This is a genomic window from Bradyrhizobium sp. 31Argb, assembly GCF_043638955.1.
Classification (GTDB): Bacteria; Pseudomonadota; Alphaproteobacteria; order Rhizobiales; family Xanthobacteraceae; genus Bradyrhizobium.
This window is the reverse complement of the sequence record NZ_JBEGDB010000023.1, coordinates 14,008-27,254: the sequence shown is the minus strand read 5'-3', so window position 1 is coordinate 27,254 and position 13,247 is coordinate 14,008. Positions and strand designations below refer to the sequence as shown.

The 13,247-nt window shown below is 63.8% G+C and carries 9 protein-coding genes and 2 pseudogenes; 10 read left to right on the top strand and 1 reads right to left on the bottom strand.

The features are described 5' to 3' along the window. Positions 1–64 precede the first annotated feature (64 nt). Together AAFX91_RS06990 and AAFX91_RS06985 are read left to right on the top strand one after the other, a co-directional pair. Entirely contained in the window at positions 65–580 is a 516-nt protein-coding gene (locus AAFX91_RS06990; protein ID WP_130581953.1) for a TRAP transporter small permease, read from the top strand. Next, positions 577–1,896: a TRAP transporter large permease gene (locus AAFX91_RS06985; RefSeq protein WP_282527540.1), complete on the top strand. Its 1,320-nt coding sequence runs from the start codon at positions 577–579 to the stop codon at positions 1,894–1,896. The genes AAFX91_RS06990 and AAFX91_RS06985 overlap by 4 nt, the downstream gene beginning before the upstream one ends. A 51-nt stretch (positions 1,897–1,947) precedes the next feature. Here AAFX91_RS06985 and AAFX91_RS06980 read toward each other — a convergent pair. Continuing rightward, positions 1,948–3,221: pseudogene (locus tag AAFX91_RS06980) on the bottom strand (serine hydrolase domain-containing protein). Positions 3,222–3,355: 134 nt separating this feature from the next. Between AAFX91_RS06980 and AAFX91_RS06975 the strand changes: the two are divergent. The 8 genes and pseudogenes from AAFX91_RS06975 (at position 3,356) to AAFX91_RS06940 (ending at position 13,210) form a co-directional block, all read left to right on the top strand. Beyond that, positions 3,356–4,278, top strand: a pseudogene (locus AAFX91_RS06975) (intradiol ring-cleavage dioxygenase). Between the two features lie 413 nt (positions 4,279–4,691). After that, the gene (locus AAFX91_RS06970) at positions 4,692–6,011 is read left to right on the top strand and encodes a CmpA/NrtA family ABC transporter substrate-binding protein (RefSeq protein WP_394565961.1); all 1,320 of its coding nucleotides are present in this window, start codon (positions 4,692–4,694) and stop codon (positions 6,009–6,011) included. 62 nt (positions 6,012–6,073) lie between these two features. Next, complete coding sequence (ntrB, locus tag AAFX91_RS06965; RefSeq protein ID WP_282527544.1) at positions 6,074–6,970, top strand: nitrate ABC transporter permease; 897 nt, start codon at positions 6,074–6,076, stop codon at positions 6,968–6,970. 11 nt (positions 6,971–6,981) lie between these two features. Beyond that, the gene (locus AAFX91_RS06960; protein ID WP_394565960.1) at positions 6,982–7,776 is read left to right on the top strand and encodes an ABC transporter ATP-binding protein; all 795 of its coding nucleotides are present in this window, start codon (positions 6,982–6,984) and stop codon (positions 7,774–7,776) included. A 21-nt stretch (positions 7,777–7,797) separates the two neighbouring features. Next, complete coding sequence (locus tag AAFX91_RS06955; RefSeq protein ID WP_394565959.1) at positions 7,798–8,211, top strand: globin family protein; 414 nt, start codon at positions 7,798–7,800, stop codon at positions 8,209–8,211. Positions 8,212–8,233: 22 nt separating this feature from the next. Beyond that, positions 8,234–9,442 carry an NAD(P)/FAD-dependent oxidoreductase gene (locus tag AAFX91_RS06950; protein ID WP_394565958.1) on the top strand — a complete coding sequence of 403 codons (1,209 nt, stop codon included), beginning with the start codon at positions 8,234–8,236 and terminating at the stop codon, positions 9,440–9,442. After that, entirely contained in the window at positions 9,439–12,138 is a 2,700-nt protein-coding gene (locus AAFX91_RS06945) for a molybdopterin-dependent oxidoreductase (RefSeq protein ID WP_394565957.1), read from the top strand. The genes AAFX91_RS06950 and AAFX91_RS06945 overlap by 4 nt, the downstream gene beginning before the upstream one ends. Before the next feature lie 169 nt (positions 12,139–12,307). Further along, positions 12,308–13,210, top strand: coding sequence for an SMP-30/gluconolactonase/LRE family protein (locus tag AAFX91_RS06940; RefSeq protein WP_394565956.1), 903 nt, complete (start codon positions 12,308–12,310; stop codon positions 13,208–13,210). Positions 13,211–13,247: the final 37 nt, after the last annotated feature.

Sequence of the window (13,247 nt, the reverse complement as noted above, 5' to 3'; positions counted from 1 at the left end):
TTGAATGAGATGTCGGGGCGAGCCTTGTTGCTTGCCGCGGGGACGACTGAGAGCGCGGGGGCCAATGACCGAAATGCCGCTGACAACCAGGCCAAGTTTGTGGCGTCGCGTCACAGCCGGCTACGCGAAACTCCTGGAAATCCTGCTGGCGGCGTGCGTCGGCATCCTGGTCGTCCCCGTCACGCTGCAGGTGATCTCGCGCTACACCCCCTTCATCCCGTCCTACATCTGGACCGAGGAGATGGCGCGGTTCCTGTTCATCTGGACGATCATGATCGGCGCGATGGTCGGTGTCAGGGAGGCGCTGCATTTCGAGGTCGACGTGTGGCCGGACCTCTCGCGGCGGGCCGAGGCCGCGGTGCGGATCCTTGCGCGTCTTGGCATCTTGGGGCTGGCGCTGGTGTTTGTATGGGCGGGACTCGAGTTCACGCAGTTTGCCTGGAACAGGACATCGGAATTGGCGGAGTTGCCGCTCTGGCTCATTCACGTTGCCTGGCCGGTGGCGGGCGTCACCTGGATCGTGTTCGCCGGCGAGCAGATCATCGATGAAGCGCGCATCCTGTTTGGAGCTGCGCAATGAGCGGAAACATCCTTTCCGCCAGACAGGCCGCTCTGATCTTGTTTGGCTGCTTCGTCGCGCTATTGATCGTCCGTGTGCCGGTCGCTTTCGCGCTCGGCCTTGCATGCCTGCCCATCCTTCTGGTCGAACCACATCTGTCGGCGATGACGCTGGCCCAGGAAACCTTCAACGCCTACAATTCATTCATCCTGCTCGCGGTGCCGTTTTTCCTCTTGACCGCGAACCTGATGAGCATCGGCGGCATCACGGATCGGCTGGTTGCGCTGTCCCGCTCGATGGTCGGGCATTGGCCGGGATCGCTGGCGCAGATCAACGTCGTGCTCTCGGTGTTCTTTGCCGGTATCTCGGGTTCTTCGACCGCGGATGCGGCGAGCCAGTCGAAAATCTTCATCGATGCCCAGACCAAGGAGGGGTACGACCTCTCCTTCTCGATTGCGATTACAGCGGTCTCGGCGGTGCTTGCCGTCATCATCCCGCCCTCGATCCTGATGATCGTGTGGGGCGGGCTGATCTCCACCTCGATCGCCGCCATGTATCTGGCGGGCATCGTGCCCGGACTATTGATCGCGGGCGCGCAGATGCTGACCGTGCATGTCTATGCGGTGCGCCGCGGCTATCCGACCTATCCGAAGGACGGCTGGGTGGATTTCGGACGCGCTGTCTGGCGGTCGTTGCCGGCATTGACGACGCCGTTCATCATCGTCGGCGGCATTCTGCTCGGCTGGTTCACGGCAACCGAGTCCGCTTGCGTCGCAGTGCTCTATTCCATGGCGCTGTCGACGTTCTTCTACCGCGAGACTGGCCGGCGGGAACTGTACAAGGCACTGCTCGATACCGGGCGTCTGGCCGCGGTCGCGCTGTTTTGCGTCGGCACCGCCAGCGCATTCGGCTGGCTGCTGGCCTATTACAGGATTCCACAGGAACTGCTGGCCAACGTCTCGACCTGGGGCATGGGGCCGATTGCGGCTGGCTTCTTCATCTCCTTCTGCTTCCTTGTCGTGGGCTGTTTCCTTGACGCGATTCCGGCAATCGTGATCGTCGGCACCGTCCTGGAGCCCCTGGCAAGATCGGTCGATCTGCATCCGGTGCAGTTTGCGATCATCTCGATCGTCTCGCTGGCGTTCGGGCTGGTGACGCCGCCATATGGATTATGCCTGATGATTGCCTGCGCCGTTGCCGGCGTACGGCTGCGCTATGCTCTGAAGGATACTGCGATCATGCTGGTGCCGATGCTGATCGTGCTGGCGTCGCTCATCATCTGGCCGAGCGTGTCGCTGTTTCTGCCGCGCCTGATCGTTCCGGAGATGCTGAAATAGCTTTGAGCCATTCCGCGGCGCCGAAAATCTGCGCCGCGGAATCTTTGGGCGTCAGAGATTGCTGTCGGTGATCGCGGCGTAGACCATGGTGCGCAGCTCGCGCCGGAGCGGGTAGCGCTGGAGGGAAGCACTTGGGTCATGAAGATCGCGATCAATTCTTCCGCCGGGTCGATCCAGAACGACGTGGTTGCGGCGCCGCCCCAATTGTATTCGCCGGGGCTGCCGGCGAGCAGCGTCTGCGCCGGGTTCATCGTCACGGCAAAGCCGAGACCGAAGCCGATGCCGTTATAGGCCGCCTCCGAGAACAGCGAGCGCGACAGTGCCGGCAGGTCGACGCCGCCGGGCAGGTGGTTCGATGTCATCAGCTTCAACGTCTTCGGCCCGATCAGCCGCACGCCGCCGACCTCGCCGCCATTGAGCAGCGCGCGGCAGAAGGTGAGATAGTCGGCGGCTGTCGAGCACAATCCGCCGCCGCCGGAGATCAGCGAAGGCGGCGACAGGAACGAACTGGTGGCCGGGTCATCCTGCAGCGTCAGCCCGCCCTTGCGCTCGGCGGCGTGGAACGTCATGCCGCCTTGTGGGTCGGCGGAATAGCAGGCCGCCAGGCGATGAGCCTTGTCTGCGGGCACGAAGAAATCGGTATCGTTCATGCCCAGTGGGTTGAAGATGCGCTCCTTCAGGAACTGCTCGAACGGGATGCCGCTGATCTTGCCGACGAGATAGCCGATCACGTCGGTGGCAACTGAATAATTCCAGGCCTCGCCAGGCGAGAATTCCAGCGGGATCTTGGCGAGATCATCGATCATGCTGTCGAGCGTGCCGGCCTTGACGACTTCGCCGATCTTGTTCTCGCGATAGGCGGCATCGACATTGGAGCGCTGCTGGAAGCCGTAGGTGAGCCCCGAGGTGTGCCGGAGCAGGTCGACGATCAGCATCGGCCGCGACGGCGGCTTGGTCAGGAACGCTGGCGCGGTGCCGGCTTGGAACACGCCGAGGTTCTTCCATTCCGGGATATATTTGTGGACGGGCTCGTCGAGCGCCACGAGGCCTCGCTCGACCAGCATCATGAAGGCGACCGAGGTGATCGGCTTGGTCATGGAATAGATGCGGAAGATCGTGTCGTCCTTGACCGGCACCTTGCGCTCGACATCGGCAAAGCCCTGCACGGTCGAATGCACGATCTTGCCGCGGCGATAGATCAGGAGCTGGGTGCCCGGAAACCGGCCGGCCTCGATGTAGCGCCGCTTCAGATGGTCTTCGAGGCGGTCGAGCGCCGCTTGCGACATGCCGGCGGATTCGGGGGAAGCGGGGGTGGGAGCTAGCATCGCTCTTCTCCGGTTGTGAGGCAGGCCTTGATAGCCGAAAAGTGTCCTGTGTTCCAATCACCTGGCGCTTACGCCGCCGTGGGCCGTCGTGTAGGCTGAAGCCAGGCGATACCGATTTCGCAGGGATGGAAGCAATGCCGCAATTCAACGACACTGAGCTGACTGCCGCCGTCATCCAGAGTTTCGAGGAAACGCCGAATCCGCGGGCAAAATTCCTGCTTCAGGAATTGGTGAAGTCGCTGCACGACTATGTCCGCCGCACCGACCTCACCTTCGCGGAGTGGGAATATGCGATCGATTTCCTGACCCGCACTGGCCACAAATGCACCGATATCCGCCAGGAGTTCATCCTGCTCTCCGATGTGCTCGGCGTCTCCATGCTGGTCGATGCGGTCAATCACCGCGACCGCGACGGCGCCACCGAGACCACGGTGCTCGGTCCGTTCTATGTCGGCGAGCACAAGGTGACACCTGATGGCACCGATATCTCGGCGACGCTGCCCGGCGAGCGCATGTATGTGCAGGCGCGCGTCACTGATCTCGACGGCAAGCCGGTCGCGGGCGCGCCTGTTGACGTCTGGCATGCCGATGACGATGGCTTCTACGATTCACAGAAGCCGAGCTATGCGACGCAGGGTCCGTCGTCGCGGGCGCGCTTCATCACCGGCGATGACGGCCGTTTCCATTTCCGCACTATTCTGCCCTGCAGCTATCCGATCCCGACCGACGGCCCGGTCGGCGAGATGATCATGCAGACGCGGCGTCATCCGATGCGTCCTGCACACATCCATTTCCTGGTCGCGGCGAAGGGCTATGAGCCGCTGATCACCCACGTCTTCATGGAGGGCGACAAATATCTCGACTCCGACGTGGTGTTCGGCGTCAAGGACGAACTGGTCGCGAAGATCGAGAAGCGCACCGATCCTGTGATGCCCGACGGTACGAAAACGAGCGAGCCGTGGCACCTGATGACCTACGACTTCCGCATCAAGCCGGCGAGGGAACGCCGCCGGCGCCGCTCGGCGTGAAGGCGGAAAAGGTTGGCGAAGAGGCGTAGGGCACGCGCAGCCCGGGTAGAGCGCCAGCGTAACCCGGGGTCGCTCGTAACCACGCGCGCAGATGTCCCGGGTTGCGCTGCGCTCCACCCGGGCTACGGGTCCGAACATGATCTGCTCAAATTTTGTGCGGCGCACAAGGATTGAGCGAATCGCAAATTTTGGCGGCGGAACCGGACGAGCCGCGCCGTCCTGCGCGACCCCCAACCCGTTACATTCCTTAGAATTTTTCCAACGTCGCGGCTTGGCACGAAGCTTGAATGGCTATGTTGCGACGCCATTGAAGCCGTCCCTCGAAACCAATCATCCGAATTGTGACACCGCCAGACTGGGGCCTCCCCAGCACGCGACCCCGTGCGCTTTAGCGCGGCGCCACAAGCGGACGGGCATTCAGACGCAAAGGACATTTGCACGCATGACGAAGCTGACCAACGAGACCTCCCGCCATGGCGTCAGCCGCCGCCAGCTTCTGAAGGCGGCAAGCGGAACGGCCGCATTGCTCGCCGCGGCGAAACTGAATTTCCCGGCTGGCGCGTTCGCGCAAGGCGCGGGCCCCGAGGTGAAGGGCGCCAAGCTCGGCTTCATCGCGCTCAGCGACGCCGGTCCGCTGTTCGTCGCCAAGGACAAGGGCATCTTCACCAAATACGGCATGCCCGATGTCGATGTGCAGAAGCAGGCCTCATGGGGCACGACGCGCGACAATCTCGTGCTCGGCTCGGAAGGCAACGGCATCGACGGCGCGCATATCCTCACGCCGATGCCTTACCTGATCTCCGCCGGCAAGGTGACGCAGAACAACCAGCCGACGCCGATGTACATCCTGGCGCGGCTCAACCTCGACAGTCAGTGCATCTCGGTCGCCGGCGAATACGCCGATCTCAAACTCGGCGTCGACGCCACGCCGTTCAAGGCGGCGCTGGAAAAGAAGAAGGCCTCCGGCAAGGCCGTGAAGGCGGCCATGACCTTCCCGGGCGGCACCCATGATCTCTGGCTCCGCTATTGGCTCGCGGCCGGCGGCATCGATCCCGACAAGGACATCGAGACCATCGTGGTGCCGCCGCCGCAGATGGTCGCCAACATGAAGGTCGGCACCATGGATTGCTTCTGCGTCGGCGAGCCCTGGAATCTGCAGTTGATCCACCAGCGCATCGGCTACACCGCTGTCACCACCGGCGAAATATGGAACAAGCATCCGGAAAAGTCGTTCGGCATGCGCGCCGCTTTCGTCGACAAATATCCGAAAGCCGCCAAGGCGCTGCTGATGGCGGTGATGGAAGCCCAGCAATGGTCCGACAAGGCGGAGAACAAGCAGGAACTCGCTTCGATCATGGGCAAGCGGCAATGGATGAATTGCCCGGTCGAGGACGTCTATGACCGCACCGCCGGCAAGTTCGACTACGGCATCCCCGGTAAGGTGGTCGAGAACTCGCCGCACGTCATGAAGTATTGGCGCGATTTCGCGTCCTATCCGTTCCAGAGCCACGATCTCTGGTTCCTCACGGAAGACATCCGCTGGGGCAAGTATGAAGCGGGCTTCGACACCAAGGCGCTGATCGCCAAGGTCAATCGCGAAGATATGTGGCGCGAGGCGGCCAAGGAAATGGGCGTGCCCGCATCCGAAATTCCGACCTCGACCTCGCGCGGCAAGGAGACCTTCTTCGACGGCAAGGTGTTCGATCCCGAGAATCCGTCGGCCTACCTGAAGTCGCTGTCCATCAAGCGTGTTGACGTCTGATCCGCGCAAGGCCGCGCGCATGTGTGCGTGGCCCGGCACCTGAACACGGAGAGAGATTTTCGATGTCTATGCCTGCAGTGAAAACCGACGCCGCGACGACGGCGCTTCCGGTCGCCTCCGCGCCGGTCGTGACCATGACGCCGAAGCGTGCGCCGCAGTCCGAGAAATACGCCAAGATGGCGAAGGAAGCCGCGGCGCGCGTGGTGCCGCCGCTGATCGTCGTCGCGCTCCTGCTCGTGGTCTGGGAGCTGATCTGCCGGCGCGCCGGCTCGGCACTGCCGCCGCCCTCGCGTGTGTTCAGCGACACCAAGGAACTGATCTTCGATCCGTTCTTCGACCATGGCGGCATCGACAAGGGCCTGTTCTGGCACCTGTCGGCGAGCCTGCAGCGCGTCGCCTATGGCTATTCGATCGCGGCGATCGTCGGAGTTGCGCTCGGCACGCTGGTCGGTCAATCGGTCTGGGCGATGCGCGGGCTTGATCCCTTGTTCCAGGTCCTGCGCACGATCCCGCCGCTCGCCTGGTTGCCGCTGTCGCTCGCGGCCTTCCGCGACGGCCATCCGTCGGCAATCTTCGTGATCTTCATCACCTCGGTGTGGCCGATCATCATCAACACCGCGGTCGGCATCCGGAATATCCCGCAGGATTACCGCAACGTCGCCGCGGTCGTGCAGCTCAATCCGCTCGAGTTCTTCTCCAAGATCATGATTCCGGCGGCGGCGCCCTACATCTTCACTGGCTTGCGCATCGGTATCGGGCTGTCCTGGCTCGCGATCGTCGCAGCCGAAATGCTGATCGGCGGCGTCGGTATCGGCTTCTTCATCTGGGATGCCTGGAATTCCTCGCACATCAGCGAAATTATCCTGGCGCTGTTCTATGTCGGCATCATCGGCTTCGTGCTCGACCGCCTGATCGCAGGGCTGGCGAAGTTCGTGACCCACGGCACCGCCGTGAACTGAAGGGAAATGTCATGCACGCCTATCTGAAGCTCGATCACATCGACAAGACCTTCACCCGCGGCAATGCCACGACCGAAGTCCTGAAGGACATCAACCTGACGATCGAGAAGGGCGAGTACGTCTCGATCATCGGCCATTCCGGGTGCGGCAAGTCCACGCTGCTCAACATCGTCGCCGGGCTCACCGGCGCCACCCACGGCGGCGTGCTGCTGGAGAACCGCGAGGTCAACTCGCCGGGTCCGGATCGCGCGGTGGTGTTCCAGAACCACAGCCTGCTACCCTGGCTGACGGTCTACGAGAACGTCAAGCTCGGCGTCGACAAAGTGTTCGCCAAGACCAAGACGCGGGCCGAGCGCGACGCCTGGGTGATGCACAATCTCAACCTCGTGCAGATGGCGCATGCCAAGGACAAGCGCCCCAACGAAATCTCCGGCGGCATGAAGCAACGCGTCGGCATCGCGCGGGCGCTCGCCATGGAGCCGAAGGTGCTCTTGCTCGATGAACCCTTCGGCGCGCTCGATGCGCTGACCCGCGCGCATCTGCAAGATTCCGTGATGGCTCTGCACCAGAAGCTCGGCAACACCATCTTGATGATCACCCATGACGTCGACGAGGCGGTGCTGTTGTCGGACCGCATCGTGATGATGACCAACGGTCCGAGCGCACGGATCGGTGAAGTGCTGGAAGTGCCGCTGGCGCGGCCGCGCAAGCGGCTCGAGCTCGCCACCAACTCCAGCTACCTCAAGTGCCGGCAGCGCGTGCTCGAATTCCTCTACGAGCGGCATCGCTTCGTCGAGGCGGCGTAGGTTCCAACGACGGAGCGCAGCATGACACCGGAGCAAGTCAAGCTCGTGCAAGAGAGTTTCTCCAAGGTCGCGCCGATTTCCGAGCAGGCGGCGACCCTCTTCTATGATCGCTTGTTCGAGGTCGCGCCGGCGGTGAGGTCGATGTTTCCGGACGACATGACCGAACAGCGCAAGAAACTGATGGCGGTGCTGGCTGTGGTGGTGAATGGGCTCAGCAATCTGCAATCCGTGCTGCCTGCCGCAAGCGCGCTCGCCAAGCGGCATGTGAGCTACGGGACCAAGCCGGAGCATTATCCCGTTGTCGGCGGCGCGCTGTTGTGGACCTTGGAGAAAGGTCTCGGCGAAGCCTGGACGTCCGAAGTTGCCGATGCCTGGACTGCGGCCTACGGTACGCTGTCCGGCTACATGATTTCGGAAGCTTACGGCAGCACCTGAGCTGCCGAATAGGGAATGCGCCGTGAGCGAACCTCTGGTCATTGTTGGCAACGGGATGGCGGCTGCGCGCCTGGTCGACGAGTTGTCGAAGGTGGCGCTCGGGCGCTACGCCATCGCGGTGATCGGCAGCGAGCCGCGGCTCGCCTATAACCGCGTGCTATTGTCCTCCGTTCTTGCCGGCGAGACCACGTCGGAGGATATCGAGCTGCAGCCGGCATCATGGTGGCGCGACCGCGGCGTCACGCTGAAATATGGCTGCGTCGCCACCGAGATCGATGTCGGCCGCCGCGAACTGAAGATCGAAGGCGAGGAGAGCATCGTCTTCTCGAAGCTGGTCTTGACCACCGGCTCGTCGGCGCTGCGCTTGAACGTGCCGGGCGCCGATCTCGCCGGCGTGCACACGTTTCGCGACAGCCGCGACGTCGACCTGTTGCTCGCGCTCGCAGCACGCAAGACGCGCGTGGTCGTGATCGGCGGTGGACTGCTCGGGCTTGAAGCGGCCTATGGGCTTGCGAAGGCCGGCGCGCCGGTGACGCTGGTGCACCTGATGGACCGGTTGATGGAGCGCCAGCTCGACGCACCGGCAGGCGCGCTCCTGAAATCGCTGGTCGAGCAGAAGGGCATCGAGATCCTGCTCGAGGCCAGCACCGCGCGCATCCATGGCGAAGGCCGCGTTGAAGGCATCGAGCTTGCGGATGGACGCCTGATCAAGGCGGACGCGGTGATCTTCGCCGCCGGCATCCGGCCGAACATCGCGTTGGCAAAGGAAGCCGGCATTGCCGTCAATCGCGGCATCGTGGTTGACGATTGCTTACAGACCGCTGCGGAAGGCGTGTTCGCGATCGGCGAATGCGCCGAGCATCGCGGCATCTGCTACGGCTTGGTCGAGCCGGCCTATGAGCAGGCGCGCGTGCTGGCGCGGCATCTCGCCGGGCAGGATGTCGCCTATGCCGGCAGCATCGTGGCAACCAATTTGAAAGTGTCCGGTGTCAGCGTGTTCTCCGCCGGCGACTTCATGGGCGCCGAGGGCAGCGAGAGCATCGTGTTCAGCGACGTCAACCACGGGACCTACAAGAAGCTCGTGATTGCAGACGGGCGCCTGACCGGCGCGGTTCTGATCGGCGACACGCCAGATGCACTCTGGTATCTCGACCTGATCCGCAGCGCGAGGCCCGTTACGAAGATTCGCGGCGACATGATGTTCGGCCGTTCGATGGCGGAGGCGGCATGAGCGCCGATCCCGCTCTCCGGATCGTCAAGACCACCTGCGCCTATTGCGGCGTCGGCTGCGGCGTGCTGGCGACGCCTGACGGCAAGGGCGGCGCCGCGATCGCGGGTGATCCCGACCATCCCGCTAATTTCGGACGCCTGTGCTCGAAGGGCTCCGCCCTCGGCGAGACGCTCGGGTTATCGAACCGGCTGCTCTATCCGATGATCCGCTGCGACAACGGGATGGAGCGCATCGCCTGGAGCGACGCGCTCGACCATGTCGCACACCGCTTCAAGCACATCATCGCGCGCGACGGCCCCGGTGCGGTCGCGTTCTATCTCTCCGGTCAGTTGCTGACGGAGGATTACTACGTCGCCAACAAGCTGATGAAGGGTTTCATCGGCAGCGCCAATGTCGACACCAATTCGCGGCTGTGCATGTCGTCCTCGGTCGCAGGCCACCGCCGCGCCTTCGGCGCCGACACCGTGCCCGGCTGTTACGAGGATCTCGAACAGGCCGACCTCTTGGTGCTGGTCGGCTCCAACGCCGCGTGGTGCCATCCGGTGCTGTTCCAGCGCATGCTCGCCAACAAGCAGCAGCGCGGCGCGCGTATCGTGGTGATCGATCCGCGGCGCACCGATACGACTGAGGATGCCGATCTCTTCCTGGGCTTGAAGCCCGGCACCGACACCGCATTGTTCTGCGGCTTGCTGGTGCATCTTGCTGACAGCGGCGCGCTCGACCACACCTATATCGCCAGCTATACGGCCGGTTTCGACGAGGCGCTGGCGCGCGCCCGCGGCATGGCCGGCAGCGTCGGCGCGACGGCGCTCGCGACCGGCCTCTCCGAGCAGGACGTCGCGACGTTCTTCAAGATGTTCGCCAACACGCCGCGCGTCGTCACCTTGTATTCGCAGGGTGTCAATCAGTCGGCGCAGGGCACCGACAAGGTCAACGCCATCCTCAACTGCCACCTCGCCACGGGCCGCATCGGCAAGGTCGGCGCGTCGCCGTTCTCGCTGACCGGACAGCCGAACGCGATGGGCGGGCGCGAAGTCGGCGGGCTCGCCAACCAGCTCGCCGCCCACATGGCGTTCACGCCGCCGGATATCGACCGCGTCCGCAGGTTCTGGAAGGCGCCGCGCATCGCCACCCATGAGGGCCTGAAAGCGGTGCAGATGTTCGAGGCGATCGGGCGCGGCGAGATCAAGGCGTTGTGGGTGATGGGCACCAACCCGGCGGTATCGCTGCCGGATGCCGACGCCGCGCGCGAAGCGCTGAAGAAGTTGGAGCTGTTCGTGGTGTCGGAGAATGTCCGCTCCAACGACACCGTCGATGCCGGAGCGCATGTGCTGTTGCCGGCGCAGGCCTGGGGCGAGAAATCCGGCACGGTGACCAATTCCGAGCGCCGCATCTCGCGGCAGCGCACGTTCCTGGAGTCTCCTGGCGAAGCGCAGCCGGACTGGTGGATCCTGTGCGAGGTCGCAAGGCGCCTCGGCTTTGGTGCGGCGTTCGACTTCAAATCCGCGGCTGACATCTTCCGCGAGCACGCGGCGCTGTCGGCGTTCGAAAACAACGGCATCAGAGATTTCGATATCGGCGCGCTGACGTCGCTGTCGGACGAGGCTTTTGACGTGATGGCGCCGGTGCAATGGCCGGTGCGGCAGGATGCATCGCCGCAGCCGCGCTTCTTCGCGGAAGGCGGCTTCTTCGCCAACGACCGCAAGGCGCGCTTCGTCGCGCCGGAGATTCCGTCGCTGCGGACCGAGACGACGCCGGCGCGGCCGTTGCGGCTCAACACCGGCCGGATCCGCGACCAGTGGCACACGATGACGCGCACCGGCGCGAGCCCGAGGCTCGGCCAGCATCTGCCCGAGCCGTTCGTGGAGGTTCATCCTGATGATGCGCTGCGCTACGGCGTGAGCGACGGCAGCTTTGCCCGCGTCACCACCGACTACGGGCAATGCACGCTCCGCGTCGTCGTCAGCGAGCGCCAGCAGCGCGGCATGCTGTTCGCGCCGATCCACTGGAGCGAGGCCACCGCGACCGGCGCCCGCGTCGGTTCGCTGGTTGCGCCCTTCACCGATCCGTTCTCCGGCCAGCCCGAGAACAAGGCGACGCCGGCCTCGATCGCGCCCTATGAATATGTGTTCCGCGGCTTTGCCTTGTCGCGCCAGCCGCTGCAATTGCCTGTTCATGCCTGGGTCGCGCGCGTCGCGGTCAATGGCGGCCACGGCTACCTGTTCGCAGACAATGCCGACCTGTTGGGCTGGCAGCTCTGGCTCAGGATGAACACCGAGGGCGATCTCGCCGAATACAAGGATTTCGGCGGCGGCATCTACCGCGGCGCCTCGTTCAATAACGGCCGCATCGAGACCTGCCTGTTTCTCGGCCCCGCTGATGATGCCGGCGACTGGAACGTGGTGAAAGGCTTGTTCGCCGCCGATGCGCTCAGCGACGGGCAGCGGCGCATGCTGCTATCAGGCAAATCGGCAGACGGCCTCGCCAACGCCGGCCCGATCGTCTGCGCCTGCTTCGGCGTCGGCCGCGCCACAATCTGCGATGCGATCGCCGCCGGCGCGAGCTCTCCGGCCGAGATCGGTGCAAAGCTCAAGGCCGGCACCAATTGCGGCTCCTGCATCCCGGAATTGAAGCGGCTCATCGCGCAGACGGGGGCGCGAGATTCTGAACAACCACCATTGGCTGCGGCCAATTAGGTCTCTCCCCACGTCATTGCGAGCGCAGCGAAGCAATCCATCTCGCCGCTTGTGGAGGCATTGATTGCTTCGTCGCAAGGGCTCCTCGCAATGACGGTGGGGAGCCAATCGACGTCGCCTTCGATGTCCTCTATGGTGCCGCCCGTTCCGCTAACGGGTGAACCAAGAAATGCTGTACCTGGAAACGCCGCCGAAACTGATCGAGACCGCGATCTTCTCAGCCATGCCGGACGAATTCCGGCGCAAGCAGTCAACCGAATGGGCAGATGCCAATCGCCCGGGTCAGCCAACCGATTGCTTCATCGAAGGTCCGTCCTTCGACGCGGATGGCAATCTCTACATCGTAGATATCCCCTTCGGTCGCATCTTCAGGATTTCGCCGGATAAGAAATGGTCGCTGGCCGTCGAGTATCAGGGATGGCCGAACGGGCTGAAGATCGATTCCAAAGGCCGCATCCTTGTCGCCGACTACCGGCACGGCATCATGGAGCTCGATGCACGGGCAGGGCGGATGCTTCCGGTATTGACCTCGCGCAATTCGGAATCGTTCCGCGGCTGCAACGATCTGCACATCGCCTCCAAGGGCGATATCTATTTCACCGACCAGGGCCAGACCGGCCTGCACGATCCGAGCGGTCGGGTCTATCGCCTGCGGGCAAGCGGCCAGCTCGATTGCCTGATCCAGACCGGCGTCAGCCCCAACGGGCTGGTGCTCGATCCGCACGAGGCCGTGCTGTTCGTCGCGATGACCCGCGACAACGCGGTGTGGCGCGCGCCGTTCATGAAGGACGGCAGCGTGTCGAAGGTCGGCCGCTTCTGCACGATGTTCGGCCCTGGCGGGCCTGACGGGATCACGATGGACAAAGCCGGCCGGCTGTTCGTCGCCCATGTCTCGCTTGGCCACGTCTTCGTGTTCGCGCCGTCAGGCGAGCTGATCGCCCGCATCAAGTCCTGCGCCGGCAATGCCGTCACCAATGTCGCGATCGGCGGCGAGAACCGCGATCGGCTCTACATTACGGAATCTGCGACGGGCAGCGTGCTGGTCGCTGATATCAGCGTGCTTGATAAGTAGCGCCGTCATTGCGAGGAGCGAAGCGACGAAGCAATCC